At 41.1% G+C, this 21,056-nt stretch carries 19 protein-coding genes; 12 read left to right on the top strand and 7 right to left on the bottom strand.

Annotated elements, in window-relative coordinates; genetic code table 11:
• Positions 1-3: 3 nt before the first annotated feature.
• Together CXF95_RS11850 and CXF95_RS11845 are read left to right on the top strand one after the other, a co-directional pair.
• Complete coding sequence (locus tag CXF95_RS11850; protein ID WP_101198907.1) at positions 4-885, top strand: LysR family transcriptional regulator; 882 nt, start codon at positions 4-6, stop codon at positions 883-885.
• Positions 886-1,164: 279 nt separating this feature from the next.
• Positions 1,165-1,965 carry an IclR family transcriptional regulator gene (locus CXF95_RS11845; RefSeq protein ID WP_101198906.1) on the top strand — a complete coding sequence of 267 codons (801 nt, stop codon included), beginning with the start codon at positions 1,165-1,167 and terminating at the stop codon, positions 1,963-1,965.
• 59 nt (positions 1,966-2,024) lie between these two features.
• Here the strand turns inward: CXF95_RS11845 and CXF95_RS11840 are convergent, their stop codons facing one another.
• A complete protein-coding gene (locus tag CXF95_RS11840) occupies positions 2,025-2,798 on the bottom strand; it encodes a glutathione S-transferase family protein (protein WP_101198905.1) in 774 nt (257 codons plus the stop codon).
• A 573-nt stretch (positions 2,799-3,371) separates the two neighbouring features.
• Between CXF95_RS11840 and CXF95_RS11835 the strand changes: the two genes are divergently transcribed.
• The 3 genes from CXF95_RS11835 to CXF95_RS30570 are packed head-to-tail and all read left to right on the top strand — an operon-like array spanning position 3,372 to position 4,407.
• The gene (locus tag CXF95_RS11835) at positions 3,372-3,758 is read left to right on the top strand and encodes a MerR family transcriptional regulator (RefSeq protein ID WP_101198904.1); all 387 of its coding nucleotides are present in this window, start codon (positions 3,372-3,374) and stop codon (positions 3,756-3,758) included.
• 59 nt (positions 3,759-3,817) lie between these two features.
• The gene (gene merC / locus CXF95_RS11830) at positions 3,818-4,207 is read left to right on the top strand and encodes an organomercurial transporter MerC (RefSeq protein WP_101198903.1); all 390 of its coding nucleotides are present in this window, start codon (positions 3,818-3,820) and stop codon (positions 4,205-4,207) included.
• Positions 4,195-4,407: a GDCCVxC domain-containing (seleno)protein gene (locus tag CXF95_RS30570; RefSeq protein WP_101198902.1), complete on the top strand. Its 213-nt coding sequence runs from the start codon at positions 4,195-4,197 to the stop codon at positions 4,405-4,407. Before merC ends, CXF95_RS30570 begins: the two co-directional genes overlap by 13 nt.
• A gap of 51 nt (positions 4,408-4,458) precedes the next feature.
• Here CXF95_RS30570 and CXF95_RS11820 read toward each other — a convergent pair whose 3' ends face one another.
• Positions 4,459-5,388 carry a putative 2-dehydropantoate 2-reductase gene (locus CXF95_RS11820; protein ID WP_101198901.1) on the bottom strand — a complete coding sequence of 310 codons (930 nt, stop codon included), beginning with the start codon at positions 5,386-5,388 and terminating at the stop codon, positions 4,459-4,461.
• A 708-nt stretch (positions 5,389-6,096) separates the two neighbouring features.
• On the opposite strand from CXF95_RS11820, the gene CXF95_RS11815 reads away from it, so the two are divergent.
• From CXF95_RS11815 to CXF95_RS11805, 3 genes are read left to right on the top strand one after another with little or no spacing between them, the layout of a single operon-like run.
• Positions 6,097-6,498: an aldolase/citrate lyase family protein gene (locus tag CXF95_RS11815; RefSeq protein WP_101198900.1), complete on the top strand. Its 402-nt coding sequence runs from the start codon at positions 6,097-6,099 to the stop codon at positions 6,496-6,498.
• A 58-nt stretch (positions 6,499-6,556) separates the two neighbouring features.
• Positions 6,557-7,504 carry a ketopantoate reductase family protein gene (locus CXF95_RS11810; RefSeq protein WP_101198899.1) on the top strand — a complete coding sequence of 316 codons (948 nt, stop codon included), beginning with the start codon at positions 6,557-6,559 and terminating at the stop codon, positions 7,502-7,504.
• The gene (locus CXF95_RS11805; RefSeq protein ID WP_101198898.1) at positions 7,498-8,325 is read left to right on the top strand and encodes a prephenate dehydratase domain-containing protein; all 828 of its coding nucleotides are present in this window, start codon (positions 7,498-7,500) and stop codon (positions 8,323-8,325) included. Before CXF95_RS11810 ends, CXF95_RS11805 begins: the two co-directional genes overlap by 7 nt.
• A gap of 440 nt (positions 8,326-8,765) precedes the next feature.
• On the opposite strand, the gene CXF95_RS11795 is transcribed toward CXF95_RS11805, so the two are convergent.
• The 5 genes from CXF95_RS11795 to CXF95_RS11775 all read right to left on the bottom strand — a co-directional run bounded on the left by CXF95_RS11795 (position 8,766) and on the right by CXF95_RS11775 (position 17,555).
• Entirely contained in the window at positions 8,766-10,091 is a 1,326-nt protein-coding gene (locus CXF95_RS11795) for a DUF1329 domain-containing protein (protein ID WP_101198897.1), read from the bottom strand.
• 14 nt (positions 10,092-10,105) lie between these two features.
• Positions 10,106-11,989, bottom strand: a complete 1,884-nt coding sequence (locus CXF95_RS11790; protein WP_101198896.1) for a DUF1302 family protein — start codon at positions 11,987-11,989, stop codon at positions 10,106-10,108.
• A gap of 39 nt (positions 11,990-12,028) precedes the next feature.
• Positions 12,029-14,494 (bottom strand): RND family transporter, encoded by a 2,466-nt coding sequence (locus tag CXF95_RS11785; RefSeq protein WP_101198895.1) that lies wholly within the window; start codon positions 14,492-14,494, stop codon positions 12,029-12,031.
• Position 14,495: 1 nt separating this feature from the next.
• A complete protein-coding gene (locus CXF95_RS11780) occupies positions 14,496-15,524 on the bottom strand; it encodes a hypothetical protein (protein WP_232787804.1) in 1,029 nt (342 codons plus the stop codon).
• 333 nt (positions 15,525-15,857) lie between these two features.
• The gene (locus tag CXF95_RS11775; RefSeq protein ID WP_101198894.1) at positions 15,858-17,555 is read right to left on the bottom strand and encodes a sigma-54-dependent Fis family transcriptional regulator; all 1,698 of its coding nucleotides are present in this window, start codon (positions 17,553-17,555) and stop codon (positions 15,858-15,860) included.
• A 277-nt stretch (positions 17,556-17,832) separates the two neighbouring features.
• On the opposite strand from CXF95_RS11775, the gene CXF95_RS11770 reads away from it, so the two are divergent.
• From CXF95_RS11770 to CXF95_RS11755, 4 genes are read left to right on the top strand one after another with little or no spacing between them, the layout of a single operon-like run.
• On the top strand, positions 17,833-18,159 hold the full coding sequence (locus CXF95_RS11770; RefSeq protein WP_232787803.1) for a phenol hydroxylase subunit: 327 nt from the start codon (positions 17,833-17,835) through the stop codon (positions 18,157-18,159).
• Positions 18,160-18,197: 38 nt separating this feature from the next.
• Positions 18,198-19,199 carry an aromatic/alkene monooxygenase hydroxylase subunit beta gene (locus tag CXF95_RS11765; RefSeq protein ID WP_101198893.1) on the top strand — a complete coding sequence of 334 codons (1,002 nt, stop codon included), beginning with the start codon at positions 18,198-18,200 and terminating at the stop codon, positions 19,197-19,199.
• Positions 19,196-19,468 (top strand): MmoB/DmpM family protein, encoded by a 273-nt coding sequence (locus tag CXF95_RS11760; protein ID WP_101198892.1) that lies wholly within the window; start codon positions 19,196-19,198, stop codon positions 19,466-19,468. Before CXF95_RS11765 ends, CXF95_RS11760 begins: the two co-directional genes overlap by 4 nt.
• 9 nt (positions 19,469-19,477) lie before the next feature.
• A complete protein-coding gene (locus CXF95_RS11755; protein WP_101198891.1) occupies positions 19,478-21,007 on the top strand; it encodes an aromatic/alkene/methane monooxygenase hydroxylase/oxygenase subunit alpha in 1,530 nt (509 codons plus the stop codon).
• Positions 21,008-21,056: the final 49 nt, after the last annotated feature.

Here is a 21,056-nt window from a genome sequence, read left to right as displayed (position 1 = left end):
AACATGAATTTGAAACGTCTTGAATATTTTTGTCAGTTAGCGGCGTTAGGCAACTTTACTCGGGCAGCACAGAAAATAGGCATTGCGCAACCAGCATTAACCGTTGCCATTCAAAAGCTAGAACAAGAAGTAGGGCTTAAGTTAATTAATCGTGCTGACAAGCACGCCTTATTAACGGCTGAAGGTCAAGTCCTGCATAAACTGGCAATCCAGTTATTAAGTCAAGCAAAACAAGTTGAATTAGAGTTAGAAGAACTAAAAGATCTAGAAAGAGGCACAATTCGTTTTGGCGTTTCCGCAATGATGGGCTCTTATTACTTCCCCAAAATATTGACCAAATTTAAGCAAAAATACCCAAAAATAAAAATCCACTTAGTTGACCAAGGCACCGCAGCACTTGAGAAAATGTTACTCAATAGCGAACTTGATCTAGCCTTAATACGTGGTGATTTAGAAAATTCACAACTACGTTACACGCAACTTATTAATGAAGAAATAGTGGCAGGCATGGTTAGCTCTCATCCACTAGCCACTCAACAAACTCTATCACTGGCACAATTTTGTCAGCAGCCACTAGTGTTATTTCATGAGGGTTACTTTTTACGTGAAGTAGTCAGTCAATATTCAAAAAAACATCAACTCCCATTAGATGTCCGTATGGAAACCAATCTTATTGAGTTGCAAAAATCATTAGTGCGCAATAAGGTGGGAATTACTACTTGCCTAGCCCGAATTTTACAAAATGAACAGCAGATGACATCTGTACCCTTTGAGCCAAAAATCGAATTTAAGTTGAGCTTGGCATGGAAAAAAAATCACTATCTTTCTAAGGCCAGTAAGGTGTTCATGACTTATTTAAGCTCAACTGTTGAGCCTACAAACTAAGTGTAAATGGAGCTCGAGCCAGAGCATCTCTCAAGCCAGTTTATAACTCTTTTTATAAAATTTAGAACCTAGCAACAGGCCAAATTAGGAAATCCTAGATAAGGTATTTTTGACTGGTTTCGCTACTATTTACTAATCTATAAATTTTATCCTTAAACCTATGTATAATGACCTTTGTTATTGAAAATAATCAGATTATTATTTTTATAATTTTAAAAACGTATCGGCAGTTGCAACAAGTCAATACGCCTAACGTGATAAACAATTGAGTAGTGCAAAATGAATACACTGACTGGTATGCCAAGAGATAAAAAGGGCGAAGTAGATCGTAAGTTTGTCGAAGCCCTTGCCAGAGGATTAGATATATTAAGGGCATTTAATCCGGGAGACGGATTTCTTGGCAATCAAGAAATTGCACAACGTACTGGATTGGCTAAATCCAGTATATCTCGGCTAACTTACACCTTAACAAGCTTGGGCTACCTGACTTATTCGAAGCGGTTAGAAAAATACCAACTTGGGGCTGGCGTGTTAGCTTTGGGTTATGCATTTGTTTCCAACCTTGCCATTCGCCAAGTGGCAAACCCCTTAATGAAAGAGCTTTCAATTGCAACAGGTACTTCCGTAGGCCTAGCCGACAGAGACCGACTGGATATGATTTATGTTGATCATTGTGCCCCAAAAGACATAGTCACCTTCAAGAAAGAGATTGGTGATAAAATTCCGATGGCCACTACGGCCGCTGGTCGAGCTTATTTAGTGGCTTTATCAGAAGAAGAACGAAATTTCTTTATGCGGCATTTCAAAGAAAAATTAGGCGATAAGTTCGAAGCTATCAAAGCCGGTGTTGATCAAGCGTTAGAAAACTATGAGAAGTTTGGATATTGCTATTCATGGGGCGACTGGGAGCCCGATACCACAGCCATAGCAGTGCCGTTAAAACTCACCCAAGGCCAAATCTATGTCTTTAATGCTGGCGGCCCCGCATTTCGATTATCCCAAGAGTTTTTGAGCGGTGAAGTGGCGCCACAATTAAAAAGCATGGTGCGCAATATCGAAGCAACCTTAATTCGGTTTTAGGGTTTTATCTTTTCAGGCTTTTATTTTTACCTGTAGATAGGTTGCTGCCTAAGCGCGGATCAAAATACGTGCTGCAGAAGATTACTTTTTATACATTTTTCTGAGATCAAATGCGGGTGTTGCGGTAATTTCGCTGCCACATTTTTTAACCATTGCTGCAGTTTTTCATTTTCAATAAAAATATTTTTTTGTTTTAAGCCAACTAACCAGGGCAATGACATTGCGGGAAATAAGGCGAAATCGGCTAATGAAGGGCTGTGATAACCGCCTAAAAAAGGTCCATTTCCTAGATGCTCTAGAAATTCATTCAACAAACGTTTACGCATTTTATACAAAGGCTCATCCCAGGAAGTTAATTTTGCATGGGCGCGAATAAAACCTGTACGTTGTACTAACCAAGGATAAAACATTCTGAGTATCAAGGGTAAAGGTTTTGATTGATGAAAAACCTCACAATAACGCCACCGATCGGCCAGCCAGGTGAAATAATTCCCGTCCCAGTGGATCAAACCACGAAAGGATGCAGGTAAGACGCTATTGGATACCCATTGATCTAATTTAATTATATGGGCCTTTTGTTCGGCATTTTCGCCAAGTATGGTGGGGCCGACAAAACGTTCCTCAAGCAGCAAACAGATCGGCGTCGAATCTTGCAACCATTCATCGTCAATTTTTATAGTGGGTACAATAGGTTTTTGCGTAAAGGCCAGTTCTTTTTTTGAAATGGGATCGACATGCACCACTTTAAAGGGAATGTGTTTATAATGTAAAACTGCCGCAACCTTTGCCGCATAAGGACTGGTGGGGTAAATATAGAGGGTTACTTCAGACATTATTCATTCCCATGTTTAGGATTAATCAAAGTGGATATCTGCTGGATTGATTGACGTTTTTTTAACTCAAATTCACTGGCATTAAGACAGTAATAACGGGCAGATTATTTCAGAATCTTAGTGTGCTTGTTAATATTGTCTATGTATAGATAACCTGAACTAGGGATAAGCCATACCGTCCAGCACCGCTATTATTGCGCCTATCTTCGTTGAACTTGCTCTCAATAGCTGGCTATTCCTTCACAAGCTCGCCTCGATAAACACAATAATATCAGCACTGGATGCAGTAAATAAGCGACTAGATAAATAGTGATATTTTAACCTATTGTTTTTATTAAGATTACTTTAGAGGAAGCGGTACGTCTTAACCCGAGTTCAGGTTAGATAGAAATAAAACGTCGTTTTTCATAAAATGAAAAACATGATGCCTCAAAAATAACTAAAACACCCAAAGTAATAAAACACCCAATCTCAACGCTTACTAAGTCACTAGAACACAATTGATATTAGTGTTGACAAGACGACAACGCATCTTGAATACTCCGTACTAAACTACTGAGTTTAAGTGTGATGATGAAAAGAACAATTGGCGTGCTTGCAAAAGAAGTTAGCGTAGGTATTGAGACAATCAGATTCTATGAACAGAAGGGACTTATTTCTCAGCCTGTAAAGCCTGACATTGGATACCGCATTTATCCAGATTCGATTGTAAAAGAAATCATCTTTATTAAAAGAGTGAAGGCGCTAGGATTTACCCTCAGTGAAACAAAGAAGTTGTTGAACATAAAAGAATTACAATGCCACGACATGGAATCGTTAGCACATGACAAAATCCGAGTAGTTCGTGAAAAAATAGCTGGCTTAGTAAAGCTCCAACGTGGATTAGAGTTGGTTATTTCGACCTGCGAATCAAACCCAGACAAGCACAGTTGCCCAGTAATTAATTCTTTATACGCCTAGGTTGACTCTGGGGTTTACTACGGGGTTTATAGTTACTTCTGATGATACAGAGGTGTCCGATGTTTAGACAGATATTAGAAAAAACAGGTTTGGCGGGAACGTGGCTGTCAGCATTGAGTTGCGCCGCTTGCTTCCCGTTACTCGGATCGTTGGGCGCAACTATGGGTCTGGGAGTATTAAGCCAGTTCGAAGGGATAGCTATTAATACACTACTCCCTATATTTGCCAGTGTCGCCTTAATTGGCAATGTGGTTAATTGGTGGAAGCACAAGCAGCACTGGCGTGGCATGTTATCCGTTTTAGCGCCTATAGCTGTGCTGCTAACTTTGTACCCATTGTGGCAGTATGGGTGGAGCACCTACCTGTTTTATGTGTCACTTATGTTGATGCTTGTTATGTCACTTCTAGATATTTTTAAACCTGCAAGGCCACCACAATGTCAAATGTAACCCTTGAGTCAACTATTACATGTCCCAAATGTAACCAAAGCAAAGCGGAAGTAATGCCGACAGATGCGTGTCAATGGTTTTACGAATGTGAGTTTTGTAAAGTCGTGCTGAAACCCTTGGCGGGAGATTGCTGTGTATATTGCTCTTACGGCACAGTGCAATGCCCTCCTATTCAAGAGGGTGGCGGGTGTTGCTTATAGCCATTATCGTCTAATTTGGAACTGCTCCCTTTTATTTACTCATCACACTTTTTATTGAGCATCATCACGGCTCAAAAACCGTAGCTGCTGAGCAAGCATTCTAGCAAGTTTCATATCTGCACCCGATCGCGCAGCACGGTCGATCATCGATTGATATATAGCATTAATTTCCAAGGGACGGTTGTGATCATAGTCAACTTTCATACTAGGCGCGTAGCCCTGCATCTTAGTCTCGGTATTCACGAGCATTACCTCGGCCATCGAAGTGCTAAGGGACTGCCCACAAGCATTCGCGGCGGCAATCACCTCTAGCATGATAGATTTAATTAATTCACGGGAGTTTTGCTGACTGAGAAGTGCAGAGGTACTACTGTTAAGCACGACTGAGAGTCCGTTGAAAGGCACATTCCAAACCAACTTTTGCCAGCGTAAAAAGCACAAATTCTCAACAGGTTTTACGTCAATACCACAAGCAAGGAAATCCTCAGTCACCAGTCCCAACTCGGGAGTGATGCCGGCTGCAGATTCGTCCTTCATATAATGCCCCAGACTAACCATCCCAAAATCGCTATGTTTAATATGACCAGGGCCAATTTTGGTGCTACCAATAAAACACAAACCACCAATAATGCTCGCCTGGGGTAAAATGTCAGCAGCGACCTGCTCCACGGCTAAGCCATTTTGCATGATCACCACAATCCCAGTGTGCTTTACGACCTGCGGCAGCAATACTTCAAGCAAATGATTATTCGTTGTTTTTAAAGCGACAATGGCGACATCGCACAGTGGCATATCTTCAGGCTTGGCATATGCCTTAACAGCAACGTTGAAGTTACCGTTGATAGAATCTATCCGTAACCCCTGTTCATTAACGTGATGGAAATCACTGTGGAGCAAAAAATGCACATCCATTCCATTGCGGGCTAACATAGCACCGTAATAACCACCAATAGCGCCAGTACCAATTACCGCATACTTCATTATATTCTCCACAGACTGGGTAATAAATTTTGTGAGTGTGTTTAAATTTGTGAGTGCGTTTAAAATGGATCAACCAATAAACTTACAAAGTTTTAATCTGCTCGTACATTTACATCCGTCATTCCGCCCCAATTCCTGGCAAGTTATCTAATTATCACATAAACATCTATATAAACTTTAATGGTCAATAGATCACAAAAAAATAAGCCGATAGCTCACAGATTTTCCAATTTCATTGTGATAAATATATTCCTAAAATGCTGCGGAATGTCGGTTCAACCAATTGAAATAGCAACACAGTTTGAGAGATGTCGGCATCTATTTGACAATTTCAAAAGTTAGATTCAATATTCAAAGTAAAATGATCATTTGATGAAAATGATAGGATAACTTGCCAAATAACTAATTATATCCTCGGGTCATGTATCAACAATATTGTTTTTTTAGCTTTAAAATTGCCCCCCTTGACATATAGACCTTTGAAACACAAGCCAATAATGGTCATTGTTCTTCCCAACAATTGTTTGGCACGACTCATGCTTAGCTTTTAATAAGATATAGTCAAGGCAGTCCTGTTGATGCCCCGTTTGATGAATATAAAGGAACTGTTCTCAGTTTTTTATCCTAATTGAGGAATCACTTTGCCAGCACCTATTAATAACTTCAAATTAGCCATACAAGGGAAACAAACACAAATAGGGTTATGGTTTGGATTGGCAGACGGCTAATCAGGAAATTTGTGTTCTACTTCAAATAAAAACAGTGACTGGCGTTACTAACTTAGATGATATTTTAAAAGTAAAAGGTGTAGAAGGCATTTTTATTGACCCAGCTGACTTAAGTGCATCAATGGGGTACATCGAAAATTCGGGGCACCCCGAAGTACAGGGTGTAATTGAAAATTGTATCTCGCGTATTATTGCTACTGGCAAAGCTGCGGGAATACTTATGGGCGATAAAGAATTGGCAAAACACTACATTAAGTGCGACGCATTATTTGTAGGCGTTGGCACTGACACCGGTTTATTGCTGGAATCGTCTGTATCATTAGCTGCGACATTCAAACCTTCATTAGCAAAAGCTAAATCAAATCGCTCTGCTGTTTACTGAGGGATAAAAAACATAGCTCAACTGAAAGTAATACTATTAGCATAGTCAGGCGTGGAAAATGAATATTTTAATTATAGGTTGTGGAGCGATTGGCGGATTTTATGCCAGCCGTTTATACAGATGCTGCAAATCGGTTACCGTGACCGCTAGAGGCGAGCACCTACTTGCGATTAAAAAAAAGGGGCTTAAAGTAACTCATGCAGGAATACAAAGTGTTTGTGCTCTAACAGCACTAGACCACACTACTTTGAAAACTGATTTTCGAAGTGATCAGTTTGATATGATTATTGTTTGTTTAAAAGCGAATCAACTTTTGACAGTATTAAAAGATCTTGAAAAATGGCTAGAGCTATCGACCTGTCCGATATTGTCACTGCAAAATGGTATAGATAGCGAATCTACTTTATGCAGCTTTTTAAACCCTAAAAGAATTTGGGGTGGCACGGCTATCAAAATTGGGGGAGAGGTTGTTAAACCAGGTGAAATTGTTTCAGCTGGTATCGCAAAAATCACCTATGGCCCATGGCCTATACTCAAAAGAGGTCAAATGATGCCGGATGAGCTGATTACGTTCGCGAAATACTTGGCACTGGCAAATATTCCCTTTGAACTCACTTCAGACATTCAAACGGAATTGTGGAAAAAACTAGTGATTAATAATGGCGTTAACCCATTATCCGCAATTACCGGACTAAATACTTTTGAACTAACTCACAACCCTTATTATGCCGCGATTGTTTATGCGGCCATGCAAGAAACGGCAGCTGCCGCTCTTTACGATGGTGTGGAGTTAACACAACAAGATATAGACAGTTTATTTGAACTTATAAAAAACTTTATCCCCATAAAAACGTCTATGCTAATTGACAAGGAAAAAGGGCGCCAAATCGAACTGGAGGCAATAGTTGGTGCAGTTGTTAAAAGATGCAAACAGCGAGGAGTGCCTGCTCCTCAAAATCAAAAATTCTTGCACCGTCTCAGCGATCTGGCAAGTAAAACATGTTGAAAATTTTAACGTTAGGTCCAGCTGGAACATTTTCAGAAGTCGCGGCCCATAAATTTATTAAACAACAATCTGAGTCTTTCAGTATTAGTTTTCTTCCCTCGATTAAAAGTGTACTTCATGAAATAGGTTACTCGTGTGATATTGGTATCTTGCCAATTGAGAACTTTTCTGAAGGTTTCATCGCGGTTGTCTTAGACGAATTAGTAGAGTTAGATTTATGTATAATTGACGAAATTATTTTACCCATCGAATTTTCATTTGTTGCCAACACACCTAATATTAAAGAGGTAAAAGAGTTGTTTGTGCAGTTTGTTGCAAAAGGTCAGTGTTTCGAGTTCATCAGTAGTCTGGATAAGATCAATATCCAATTAACAGAAAGTAATATTGAGTCATTACACAAATGTTTAGACACTGAAGCAAAAGTGGGTGCAATAGTACCTACAGGCTCGTTCGATTCTGATCAGTTTGCAATCACTATTAACAAAGTAAATGACTACGATAATAACCAAACCCGGTTCTTGGCAATTAGCGGCGGTAACACTCACCAAATCCCCAACAATGCCAACAAAACTAGTCTCATTGTACTGGATGATGACGATCACCCTGGTTTGTTGGGTGAAGTCCTTCAATCTTTTTCTGCAAGGCAAATAAACTTAACTAATATCATATCGCGTCCAACCCGAAAGACATTTGGAAAATACCATTTTTTTATTGAACTTGAGGGCAGTCAAAACGACGTTCGATTGGCTGCAGCTTTACATGAGATAAGTCAACGAAATAAAGTTAAGGTGCTCGGTTCATACAAAAAGGCAACAAGGTAAAGTTGTTTGATGTCTCGCGACAACAAATTAACTTTTCAGACCTATTTATTGTCTTTCGGATATAACCAAAATGAAAAGATTTTTGTTATAAACGGCATCAGTACGTAGGTCATTAGCACAATAACAACAGCCGTTACGACTAAGATTCTAAGTAGCAAATGTATGTCTACTAGCCAAGGCTAAAATAGGGCTGCAATCTTCACCAAAACCTCAGTTCTTTGTGAAGAAGCTTCCCAAGCATTAAGCCTTTCCCGCCCTTGAATTTAAACATAATTCGATATTCAGGGTCGTCGATTGCGGTTGCTTTAAATAATGTGGTGCCTAAAGATCCCTCGACGAGAAACAACCACAGTAATCGGACTACTTTTATTGGCAATAAGTGTCCCCTCAATTACAAATTAAAAAAAAGGGCCGCTGACGCGAACCCCAGGCTGGAAATATTAACTTCCGGTTGCTCTTAGATGTTGCACACTAAACATACTAGGCGGTGATAATTCTTGATCAACTTGACCTTTAAATTGCCCTGTTGTGCAATGATTAGCTTGCACATCAATCATACTAAACGCGTCATCAATAGATACGCCCGACCCTTTATTCGCTGCTAAATGATGGTCAGGGTGTGCTTGCCCAATCGTAAACGTCTTCCACATTGTACCCTTACGATCATATGAAACCGTTCTGGGTATAGTGAATGTTTGCGCATCCATAAAATGCACACGTTTAGATATTGGATGTGATTCGTTTACTGGTATCGCTTCTACTTCGTAAACTTTGCGTAACTGCCAAGTAATATTAGGGAAACAACCACCTTTACCACTGAAAGCAACCACTTGATAGCCTTCATCATCTTCATGTGTTTCACTGTCAAGCGTTAAGTCATTATGATTAAAGAAAGGCATCAACATATAGCGCGTTGCTTTATATTTCCAATTCATATCTGAAATTCGACCGTTATAACCTTCAAAGTCTTCAATCATCAAGTCTGAACCGAGAAAAGCGTCCGTTACTTGTCCAGTTGCTAAGCGTCTTACTCTTCGCTGGAAGCCAAGATAAAGCCACGAGTTATCGCGTTTTAAGTCGTCGGCAGCACGATGGATTAATAATTGTGTGTTACGCACATCGTCAGGGGCTAAGACCTGCACATATATAGAGCGGAAAAGATCCGATGGGTTAGGTGTAATTTCGGGTGTTGGAACTTGATTTACTCTGCCTTTAAAATTAAGGAAGTGAAAGTTAAACTTAATAGTGCGCTCAACTTTTGCAGATTCCATATTCTTATATTTCCAGTAAAACGGTGAAATTGCGGCACTGTCTCCCCAGTTGTATCCATACTTATAATTCCAAGCCATCTTTTCACCCGCGCGCGGATCTTCTTCGTTAGGCTGAGCCGGGAAGGGTCGACCTGCTTGCCAGCCATTGATTTCACCGACCTCGGAACCAAGCTTTACGTTACCGTATCCTTTCGCACTTGCATCGATATAGTTTTGATGTAGGTCCAAGGACGAAGTATCTCCTACAGTTATAGATGTCCACCCTTTTTCAATAAATGAGAAAAACGCTGGATCAATAATGTCTTTAAACTGAGCTACATTAGATTGGTCGATGACAAGCCCTACCGACAAACCATCAAATGTGGGTTTACTGTTTGCATATGGAAAAAACGATTTCTGAATAACCTCATCTGATGCCAAAGCAGGCGACGCGATTAAACTTGCAATGCTCATTGCGGCTGCACAGATTTTTGTTCTTAAAATTAATGTTTTCATTTTTTTATCCTCTATTAAAAGCTGTAGCGAACTGTAAATTGGAGTTCATCTTCTTTTTGAGCCATACCTATTGGTCCAGATTGAAAACGACCTAGGGGTTCGAAGCCTTGCAGGCCCAAAGTGGAGCCTTCGGCGTGCTCATCAAACGCAGCGGTAAACGGTGCGAAAGGGTTACAGGTGCGGCAGTCGTCGAATTTTCGGGCTCCAGTGCCTAATTTGAAGTTAACGCCTCCAGTCAGTTTGAGATTATCTGAAAAAATCCATTCAACAGACATCGCTATCGCTGTTGCTTGCGCTCTAACGTCGTGAGCAGCTATCAATTGAGGGCTTAATCTATCATTCATCCACCAGCCTTTTATGAGCATGGTTGCAGTCCAGTTTTCTTCCCAGTCAGGGATACCTGCAGCCCCTAATAAACGTTCTTCACTTTGATGATCCAAAATGTGCTGGCCAAAAACTTGGCCTGAAAAAAGAAACGCCTTACTGTCATTCAAGAAAGGAATAAAGATATTTTTATCAACACCTATTACGTAACGCAGCACATTTGATTCGGAATATAAATTTTCGTTTAGTGTATTTGCAAACTCTTCTCCAGAAGTGTGTGCAGCTTCTAGTCTAAATACGGTATCAATACCTTGAGAATAATAGTCCATTGAGCCTCCCAATAACTGCACGCGAGGGAAGTGAATATCAAAAGCAATAAGCGCTGGCCACGCATCCACCTCGCCAGTAAACGAGTTTTGAGCGGGTATACCACCTCGTAATGAAGGCATTTGTGAACGATAGTTTAATGCATTTAGTGAGAAACCTAGGTCACCCAGAACACCTTCAAATTTTAATCCAACCTGAGTGTTTGAAAGGCTCCAACTAGGCATTTCAGCCTGACGTATACCTATTTGCCCCGGTCCAAAATCGGTAGCTACTACCCCTCCGGCGAAGTTAGCGACCGTACCTCCATTATCCCATAAGGCATTCATTCCTCTAAAGAAACAACCGGCGTCAAGAATGACATTTGGTTGACCACATTGGCCTAAATCATTTGGACGAAATCTATCGAAATTCCATATCAACTGAAGGTTTAAGTCATCAAATGTTTCCGTCGCGCCCATTCGATAATCAGTTTTTAAAATCCACATTGGAATACGGATATCTTCTAATTCGTCATAAATGTTGTTACGGGAATAATCGACTGGATTGATAACATCGAGCACTCTAAATAAATCAGTGCGTCCCCAAATTACCTGCTGCTTACCGAGTCGAGTACTGATGATATCGCCATTATCTAGATTAAAATCAAAGTCGAAATATAGCTCGCGAATAAAATCGAGACGATCATTGAGCTCTTGAAATCTTAACTCATCAATATCGCGGTCAAGGTATCCATTAATACACCCGCGTGAGTCTTTATCACACGAGCGTACAGGCACACCAAATGCTACGCCTCCATCTGTCGCATGAAGATGTTCGCCAAGCACAATCATTCCTTCATTTGGGTTATTAGCAGTGTCAAAGGTAAAAGGTAAGGCTAAGCCCTCACCGAAAGTAACGCTAGAACCGGGGCCTCCAATTGTATTCTCTAAAGATATTGGGCCTCCAGCTTTGTTACCGAAATCTTCCTCATTTAAATCATAAACACCGTCGTAAGTAAGACGAAAAGTGCCATTAAAAGACATATTGCTAAATGAACCTTTGGATTTGATAGGTTTTTCTGCTTCTAATTGCAGGGTATTACGAAATTTAGACAAACCAACATCATTGCGGATATATGTCGCATTTTCGAAATAACCATTTATTCTGCCCTCCTCGGCAAAGGATATTTGTTGAAGAGTAGGTATCAAGGCAATACCCAGTGCTATTTTTAACATTGTACACTTCATGTTCTGTGTGTTTTTACGCATGCTTAGTCCTCACATATTTGCAAAAAGGAATTTACCGAACTATTGTCGGCTTTGATTCCCAGTAAGTGCTCCACTTTCTATTGTCGGAATTGACTGTCCAGCGGATTCGTCGTCAACATCTTCAGCTTCGGTGTGAAGCACACCGTCTTCATCGCTATAGACGTTGACAATAAATTCAGGTTTGAATACAAGTACCCAAGATGGCACCAGTAACATAGCGGCAAACCCGTTAATCACGATCATGACGCAAAGCAGCAGTGCAGCATCAGCTTGAAACCTCAGGTCCGAAAGTATGACCCACATAACAATGCCAGCAATTAAGGTGAAAGCGGTGAAACTGATAGCCATACCAGTAGTCGCAATTGATTGACGAACTGCGTCCGTCAGATTGCCACTTTTAGCTACGAACTCGCGTATGCGATCCATCATGTAGATGGAATAGTCAATACCAACACCAATACCAACGGCAACAACAGGCACAGTATTGATATCAATACTCATGCCATAGATGCCCATATAGGCGTAGGTTAAAATTGAGGCAAAAAGCATCGTGGCTAGCATCATTAATCCGGCATGCAAAGACTTGTAAAACAACATCACAAAAGCAAAAATCAACAAGAAGACTAAAGGCAGGACGATCATATTGGTTTCAAACGCAGACTCGTTCATAGCCGCAGCGACTCCCATGGTGCCTCCCGCAAGTTGAATCTTTAAACCCGCGACATCATTACCGTGCTCATTAATCCACGTTTTAGCCATATGGATAGCACGTCGAATTGTTTCACCTTGCCGATCTTTGTAATAAAATACTAAGTTAGCAACCCGATCATCGGTATCGTTGAATTCATTTAACGCACCTGGAATTGGGCTTGATGCCATGTAAGTGAACATAAGGCCACCAACATACGAAGCGTCATGGGGGATCTGATACCAGCGTGGATCGTTGTTATGCATGAGTCGATTAACCTGCTGCACAAGATCAGTAAGACCTTTGCTGCCGCCGACCTCGGGATCTGACAACATGTGTGCCTGTAGCGAAATGAGTGATTTCAGCACCTCTGGCCGCTTCAGCCCACCAGTTGCATCAGTTTCTGCAATAATGTAGAGCTCTTCAGAACCGGGAAAGCGTTCGTTTATGGTTCTCGACGATATGTTGTAATCATGATCAGGATATAGAATAGGTGAGCCGGGTTCTGAATCACCAATTTGGACCTGTGAAGCCGCTACTAATCCAACAATAATGAAGAAAAATGCGGCAACTAATAACCTTGATGCGGCTTTAGGGCGAGTGACGATGCGTGAACAACTCGATCCGATATAACGCAAAAACGTTTCTTTAACTTCTGGATTTTTTGGCGTCGGTAGAACACAAAGGAGTAGTGGTACACCAACAAGTACGGTTAATACCACCGTAATTGCCCATAAAGAGGCATAAATACCCAAGTGTGTATTCAGCGGGATAGAACCCACTGCAATCAACAGTAGGCCTACCGCATCAGAAACGACTCCCAGCGTTCCTGGCCGAAACAGACTATCGAATGTTGCTTTTGCGGCATCGCTTCCTTGAGGGCGTGTTTTCAATTCAGCATAATATCGTTCAACCAATTGCACGCCATGGCTCATGGCTCTAGCGGCGATTAAAAATGGTATTACCAGTCCTAGAGGATTTAGGTTATATCCTAGTAAACTTATAATCCCTAATCCCCATATTGTTGAAATCAGAACTCCGCCTAGGGGTATCAGCACGCCATAGGCCTTACGAAAGTGAAAAACCAGCAGCGCTAACATGATCAAGATCGTACAGATGAAAATCTGTAAAATTTGTTCCATATAGGTGTAAGCCCAACCAACTAAAACTGGCTGACCGGTAGCGTAGATCCTTATCCCTAATTGACTCTCTTCAGTTCTGATTTTCTGAAGTTGAGCAAAGGTCTTTTCGTAATCTAACTCTCCCTCAATTAACTGGGCTTTAACGAGTGCCATTTTGAAGTCAGTAGCGACAAGGGGTCCATATACTCTGGGATTGGCGGCAACATTGGCTCGCATCTGTTGCAATTCAGGAGTGCTGTATTTTCCATAAGTTGAATCATAATAAGGTTCTGAATTGATACTGCCCACTTCTGTTAACCAGATATGACGGGAATTTCGATGAGTTAGACTCGAGACAAGATTATGATTCACGCCGGGTAAACTATCGACGGCCATTGTGATCCGATCTAAGGTCGCCAAATTTTCATTTGAAAAAAGATCACCCTCGACAAATTCGACGCCAACAACCAACACATTTGCACCACCAAAAGTGTCTTTTATACTGTTATGCAGCTGAATGTATGGATGTTCTTGAGGTAAAAGATTAGCAAAATCGGTATAGATTTTTAGTGCAGGTATACGGCTTAAGAAAAATACCGTCAGCAATAGTATTCCACCTAATACCATTAACGGGCGCTTGAAAATACTGACTTCAACTTTGTGCAGAAAATGCGTGAAACGATGCGTAGATGACATTTTATTGCTCCATTGCATTAGCAGACAAAGTAGCAGCACTTGGCTCAATAGCTAAAAACATACCGCGCCCTCCAGCGACCAATAATTTTTTGTTTATCGATAAAGCAGCTCTGAGGTAAACGGGGGCAGTAGGGGCTTGCATCGTCTGCCAATTAGAACCAACAAGATTCATTACCGTTGCGTTGTCACCCAGGGCGTATAAGACCTCATCTACATTCACAAACTGATATATCGGGACCGTGCTATCTGCCGCTTGTTTCTGCCAACTGCTGCCACCATCTTCGGTGTAATATACAAAACCATTGAGACCTCCCACCCAACCTTCGTTAGTGGTAGTAAAGTGTGCGGCGTGAGGATAGAATTCATCAGGGAGGAAACCGGTTAGTTCCCAAGAAGTGCCACCATTTTCAGTGACTAAAATCATGCCAAATTCTGCGGTAGCGATCGCTTTTTGTTCAGTAATAAAAACCAGATTAGTAATAATTGCGTCTTCTTCTAGACTGCTCGAATCCCAACTTTGGCCATCGTTACTTGAGTGCAAGAATGTTAAAAACCCGCCTGCAACCCACCAATCGCCGTTAGGAGTACAATCAATGGTCATTAACTGCTCTTGTGTAGGAATTTGCATAGATATCCAATCGTCGCCAGTGATGTTGGATACCCAAACTTGATTGTCGAATGAAAGTGCAATAAGACGCTGATCGGGGCAACTAGCAATGTCGAGCAATGCTGGTTTTCCAGTCAGAATTGTTCGAGACCATGTCTGCGCATCACTGCTCGTTAAAACAACGCCATTATTGCCAACAAGCACGGCTACTTGGTTGTTTTTTGCAAATGCCTGGTAGAAATCAGTTCGTTGCAGAGGTTTTTCACGTTGAGAAGTCACATTATCCAAGACTAAAGGCGCTTCACAACCGGACGCGAGTAAAAAACTCACAGCAAGAACAATTGCACTAAATCGTGATTGACTCGTAAAGAGATGATTTAAGCGTAGCTTCGGTATCCAGTGATAGATTTGTTTGAATGGCATTCGTTATTACGTTTATCTAATTAACATAAAGATGACATTTGCAAAAGATGTGCCAGCGAGAGGATACTTAGAAAAAACCAATTAAATCATAACCATACAGAAATTTGATTGATATTTTTATACTAAACAGAAAGTTTTGAAATTTTAAATGTTAATGAAATGATTAAATGATTACAGCATGAAGGCGCTATATTCGCTTATTTTAACGATTTGGTAACATCGTCTCTTTTTACACTTAGAATCCTCAGGATAAGCATTCCAACAGCTGTAACTCAAGTGTGCTTAAAGTTATTTATAAACTGAAAATATTTGAGGTCACTTGGGTATATTAGTTTATAAGACAAGTCCATGCTTTTTCAAACGATAGGCCAGTGCGGGTCTTGTTACGCCAAGTAAGCGCGCCGCACCAGAAATATTTTCATTTGCTTTTTCCATCGCTTTCTCAGTTAATATCTTTTCGATAGAATCAAGGCTTATTTTATTTTCGAAGATAGCGTCGATCCAACTATCTTTGTCTTTTTCACACGGTTTTACTACTTGCCCCTCGGAGTAAACATGATCATCATTAGTCATTTCCAATTGCGAAATGGTAGAAGAAAACAATGAGTCTACCGATATAGTTTCGTTACTATCGGTTAAAATAATGCCTCGTTCTATAACATTCTCTAGCTCGCGTATATTACCCGGCCACGCATACTTTGTTAGGTAATCCCAGGCTTTATCGGACAAGCCCAATGTGCGTTTTGAATAATCGTTATGAAATTTTTGTAAAAAATGTTCAACCAGCAGTGGGATATCATCTAGGCGATCTCGCAACGGCGGTATCTTTACCGGAAATACGCACAAGCGATAATACAAATCTGCACGAAATCTTCCCTCATTAACCGCTTGCTCCAGCGACTCATTAGTAGCAGCAATTACCCGCACATCAACTTTCTGTGTTTGGACTCCCCCAACACGTTCTAGTTCTTGTTCTTGAAGCACCCGCAGCAGTGTAGCTTGTGCGCGAGGAGTTAGTTCTGCTACCTCATCAAGAAATATGGTTCCTTTATCTGCTCTTTCGAAACGCCCAGCACGTGATTGGGTCGCCCCCGTAAATGCACCTTTCTCTACACCGAATAATTCAGCCTCTATCAGTTCTTGCGGAATAGCCGCACAATTAACCGCTACAAAGGGTTTATCGGCACGTTTACTGCGCAAATGAACACTGCGTGCTATGACTTCCTTGCCAACACCAGTTTCACCTAGCAACAGCACAGATACTTTGCCTTGTGCTGCTTTATCAATTTTTTTGCACGCTTCATTATAGGATTGTGATTGTCCTATTCCGTAATATTGCCCCTGTTGACGTTCCAAACTGCTGCGTAAGGAATTGACTTGAGACTGCAAACTATAAAGCTGCTCAATGATCGGCTCAGCCTTGAAATACTCGGAAAACTCGTCATGATCTTCCCATTCTTCTGCAGGCTTTCCAACGATCAAACAACGTTCATCACCACACCCGCGACAACTTACTTCACGAAATATAATTTCTCTTCCCATAAAAGATGAAGTAAATGCGCATGCATAGCCTAACAAAGACCAACATGCGGGTTCATCCATTTGACCTAGTTCAGTTTGGACTACCTCTACTTCCCAGGAGTTAATCCATTCAAATTCAGCATAGAAATGCCCACTTTTCTGGTCAATATCTAATTTTAAAGGGTTGGCTTTAACCATACCTTTAAGGGAATGCAGTTGCGGGCCAGTAAGAAAAATTTCAATATCTGTGCATTGGGGTCGTAAGCGACGAGAAAGTTCAGCATCACGCAGTCCACTCTGATATCCGAGCCTTAAAAAGAAACCTTTAGCTCGCTCAACACCAATACTATTTACAAGCTCTCTACGAAATGCAGCCATAGCAGAAACTTGCATCAACAGCATACGTTGCTCGCCAAACCATACCTTGCCGTCTTCATGACTAAAACGAATGAGATCGGTTAGGTCTTTAATATTTGCTTCGAGTAATTCATTTTTCAAACTGCTGGACATGGTTTTCCTCAAAATAATTTAGTGAAAATGATATTTCCTAATATCACCTATTTTGACTTCAATAGAGAAATTTACCGATACGTTTCAGTCTGCAGCCAATTTATCAGAAAAAAAAATTTAACGCAGTTTAATCATATGATTAATTTTGTTCTATTTTTAACTAAATCATTAACATTTTATTTGGGCCAGCCCATTTTTTGAAACGAAAAATAAGACAAAAAACCAACTAAACTTATTAATTATCAATACTTTACATTTTATTTTAGGGGGCTTTCCAATGAGTGGCATGCCTGTTGCTAACCATAGTTTTAACATAACGAAAACATGGTTTAAGCAACTTAATAACATGACTGCCAATATTAACAAGAACAAATTTAATGCATTTACCCGCTATGTACGAGTGCGCAGTGCCCCTGAGGATATCTTTGTTGAGTTTGATTTCGCAATTGAATATCCCGAACTTTACGTCGAGTTGGCCTTGCCTAAAGCAGCCTTCGAGCTATTTTGCAAACACAATAATGTGGTGCATATGGACGAAGATATGGCGAAAAAAGTTGATGAAGATGCTCAAAAATGGCGCTTCGGTGATACCCGTAAGATTTAGTACAAGAGATGTTGATTAACCAAACAAGGTAACAAAATATGAGTGTTGAAATAAAAACTAATTCCGTTTCCACGATTAGGAATACCTATAGTCATATTAAGCGTCGCTTTGGAGATAAGCCAGCAACACGCTATCAGGAAGCTAGTTACGATATTGAAGCAACTGAAAACTTCCATTACAAGCCGCTATGGGATCCGCAACGCTCGTTAAATGATGCGAGTCGCACGTCAATCAAAATGAAGGATTGGTATCAAATTAGCGATCCTCGTCAGTTCTATTATGGCGCGTACGTTGGCAACCGAGCGAAGATGCAAGAAAGCGCTGAAACAAGTTATAAGTTCTGCGAAAAGCGCGATCTTATTTCCAGCTTAGAGGAAAGTATTCAGTTAAAAATCCTAAAATATTTGGTGCCTTTTCGGCACTTAAACCTCTCGGCAAATATGAACAACAGCATGATTGCCGGTGATTCTATTGCTACAACAGTCGCCCAGGCACATATTTATCAGTCCATGGATCACCTTGGCATGGGCCAATATTTGTCCCGCATTGCATTAATGATTGACGGCAATACTGGCGCTGCATTGAATACCAGCAAAACATTTTGGATGGACGACCCCATGTGGCAACCCATGCGCAAACTGGCTGAAGATTCTATGGTTGTGCAAGACTGGTTTGAGTTATCACTGCTACAAAACCTCTTAATTGATAAAGCGTTATTTTCATTTGTTTATGAAGCCATGGATGAATGGTTTGGCACATTGGGCGCGAAAGATATCAGTATGTTGACGGAGTTTATGCGTGATTGGAACAAAGACACCACCCGATGGATTTTAGCAGTGGTGAAAACAGCTGTGGCCGAGTCCGACGACAACAAAGAAAAATTACAAGCCTGGGTCAATCTTTGGGAGCCACAGGTTTTTGCAGCACTTGCTCCCATTGCGCAAGAGACGGTTGGCAAAGAAGCTTTACCTAAAATTCAAAACGAACTGGCGGCCTTATTGAAAAAAACAGGCCTTCAATCAACAGGGGCGGCATTATGAGTCAAAAAGTATTTATTGCATTTCAAGACAACGAAAACGCTCGTTATTTAGTGGAAGCGATTAGCGAAGACAACCCAGAAGCGGAAATACAGTATCAACCAGCGATGATTCGGATCCAGGCTGAAAAACGTTTGGTGATCACTCGTGAAACGATGGAAGAAAAACTGAATCGGGATTGGGATGTACAAGAAATGTTGCTAGATGTCATCAGTATTGGCGGCAATGTTGATGAAGATGACGACCACTTTATCCTTTCATGGAATAATTAGGAGTAACTAATGACCGCGACTAAAAAACTAAATCTAAAGCAAAAATATCAATACCTGACCCGCGATATGGATTGGGAACCAAGCTATCAGAAAAAGTCTGATATTTTTCCACAGGAAGATTTTGAAGGTATAAAAATTGTCGACTGGGACGGCTGGGAAGATCCGTTCCGCCTTACCATGGATGCTTACTGGAAATATCAGGCAGAGAAAGAGAAAAAACTTTATGCGATTTTCGATGCGTTTGCACAAAATAATGGGCATCAAAATATTTCAGATGGACGTTATGTCAATTCTTTAAAGCTTTTTTTAAGCGGTGTATCTCCCCTCGAATATGCAGCGTTCCAAGGCTATGCAAAGGTTGGACGACAATTCAGTGGTGCGGGTGCGCGAGTTGCGTGTCAGATGCAAGCCATTGACGAACTTCGTCACTCACAAACTCAGCAGCACGCAATGAGTCACTATAATAAGCACTTTAATGGTTTGCATGATGCGCCATTAATGCACGATCGTGTATGGTTTTTGTCCGTCCCTAAATCGTTCTTTGACGACGCGCGCTCTGCAGGTCCTTTCGAATTTTTAACCGCTATTTCATTCTCATTTGAATACGTATTGACCAACTTATTGTTTGTGCCCTTCATGTCGGGTGCTGCATACAACGGTGACATGGCGACTGTAACTTTTGGATTTTCGGCGCAATCCGATGAAGCCCGTCATATGACCTTGGGTCTAGAAATAATCAAGTTCTTGCTAGAGCAACACGAAGACAACGTGCCGATCGTTCAAAAGTGGATAGACAAGTGGTTCTGGCGAGGATTTCGCCTTTTAAGCTTGGTCAGCATGATGATGGATTACATGCTTCCGAACAAAGTGATGTCGTGGCAAGAAGCTTGGGAAGTCTACTACGAGCAAAGCGGTGGAGCCTTGTTCAAAGACTTAGAACGCTATGGTATTCGCCCCCCTAAGTATCAGGATGTTGCTAACGCTGCAAAAGAACACATTAGTCATCAACTATGGTCAACATTCTATCAATACGGCCAGGCTACCAACTTCCATACTTGGATCCCTAAAAAGGAAGAGCTGGACTGGCTTGCTGAAAAATATCCAAACTCCTTTGATAAATATTACCGTCCTCGTTTTGAGCATTGGGATGCGCTACAGAAGAAAGGTGAACGTTTCTATAACCCAACGCTCCCCCAATTGTGTCAGGTGTGTCAGGTGCCTGTTTTGTTTACTGAAACAGACGATCCAACTGCGTTTAGTCATCGTGACACGGTTTACAAAGAAGAACGCTACCATTTTTGCTCTGAAGCTTGTTGTGAAATTTTCGACAATGAGCCTGAAAAGTATATTCAGGCTTGGTTACCGGTGCATCAAATTTACCAGGGAAACTGCGGAGGTCCGGATTTACCGAGTGTGCTATCGGATTATTACCACTTTAATCTGGGCGAAGATAATTTGGACTTTTCTGGCTCACCAGACGAGAAACGCTGGAACGAAATTAAGGGCATTAAACCCTTAGATAAAGATGATGTCGCATAACAATAAACGGGCAGCTTTGGCTACCCTAACACACATAAAAGAGGTTTGA

This window comes from Paraglaciecola sp. MB-3u-78 (assembly GCF_002835935.1).
GTDB lineage: Bacteria > Pseudomonadota > Gammaproteobacteria > Enterobacterales > Alteromonadaceae > Paraglaciecola.
The sequence above is the reverse complement of the archived record's forward strand: the minus strand, read 5'-3'. Positions and strand labels throughout refer to the sequence as shown.

What these genes read in the sequence shown, in the direction of transcription:
- CXF95_RS11805 (WP_101198898.1), top strand. Translation starts at nt 7,498, where the DNA reads ATGTTGAAAATTTTAACGTTAGGTCCAGCTGGAACATTTTCAGAAGTC.
- CXF95_RS11775 (WP_101198894.1), bottom strand. Translation starts at nt 17,555, where the DNA reads ATGTCCAGCAGTTTGAAAAATGAATTACTCGAAGCAAATATTAAAGAC.
- CXF95_RS11795 (WP_101198897.1), bottom strand. Translation starts at nt 10,091, where the DNA reads ATGAAAACATTAATTTTAAGAACAAAAATCTGTGCAGCCGCAATGAGC.
- CXF95_RS11790 (WP_101198896.1), bottom strand. Translation starts at nt 11,989, where the DNA reads ATGCGTAAAAACACACAGAACATGAAGTGTACAATGTTAAAAATAGCA.
- CXF95_RS11835 (WP_101198904.1), top strand. Translation starts at nt 3,372, where the DNA reads ATGAAAAGAACAATTGGCGTGCTTGCAAAAGAAGTTAGCGTAGGTATT.
- CXF95_RS11765 (WP_101198893.1), top strand. Translation starts at nt 18,198, where the DNA reads ATGAGTGTTGAAATAAAAACTAATTCCGTTTCCACGATTAGGAATACC.
- CXF95_RS11785 (WP_101198895.1), bottom strand. Translation starts at nt 14,494, where the DNA reads ATGTCATCTACGCATCGTTTCACGCATTTTCTGCACAAAGTTGAAGTC.
- CXF95_RS30570 (WP_101198902.1), top strand. Translation starts at nt 4,195, where the DNA reads ATGTCAAATGTAACCCTTGAGTCAACTATTACATGTCCCAAATGTAAC.
- CXF95_RS11755 (WP_101198891.1), top strand. Translation starts at nt 19,478, where the DNA reads ATGACCGCGACTAAAAAACTAAATCTAAAGCAAAAATATCAATACCTG.
- merC (WP_101198903.1), top strand. Translation starts at nt 3,818, where the DNA reads ATGTTTAGACAGATATTAGAAAAAACAGGTTTGGCGGGAACGTGGCTG.
- CXF95_RS11770 (WP_232787803.1), top strand. Translation starts at nt 17,833, where the DNA reads ATGAGTGGCATGCCTGTTGCTAACCATAGTTTTAACATAACGAAAACA.
- CXF95_RS11780 (WP_232787804.1), bottom strand. Translation starts at nt 15,524, where the DNA reads ATGCCATTCAAACAAATCTATCACTGGATACCGAAGCTACGCTTAAAT.
- CXF95_RS11850 (WP_101198907.1), top strand. Translation starts at nt 4, where the DNA reads ATGAATTTGAAACGTCTTGAATATTTTTGTCAGTTAGCGGCGTTAGGC.
- CXF95_RS11840 (WP_101198905.1), bottom strand. Translation starts at nt 2,798, where the DNA reads ATGTCTGAAGTAACCCTCTATATTTACCCCACCAGTCCTTATGCGGCA.
- CXF95_RS11820 (WP_101198901.1), bottom strand. Translation starts at nt 5,388, where the DNA reads ATGAAGTATGCGGTAATTGGTACTGGCGCTATTGGTGGTTATTACGGT.
- CXF95_RS11845 (WP_101198906.1), top strand. Translation starts at nt 1,165, where the DNA reads ATGAATACACTGACTGGTATGCCAAGAGATAAAAAGGGCGAAGTAGAT.
- CXF95_RS11810 (WP_101198899.1), top strand. Translation starts at nt 6,557, where the DNA reads ATGAATATTTTAATTATAGGTTGTGGAGCGATTGGCGGATTTTATGCC.
- CXF95_RS11760 (WP_101198892.1), top strand. Translation starts at nt 19,196, where the DNA reads ATGAGTCAAAAAGTATTTATTGCATTTCAAGACAACGAAAACGCTCGT.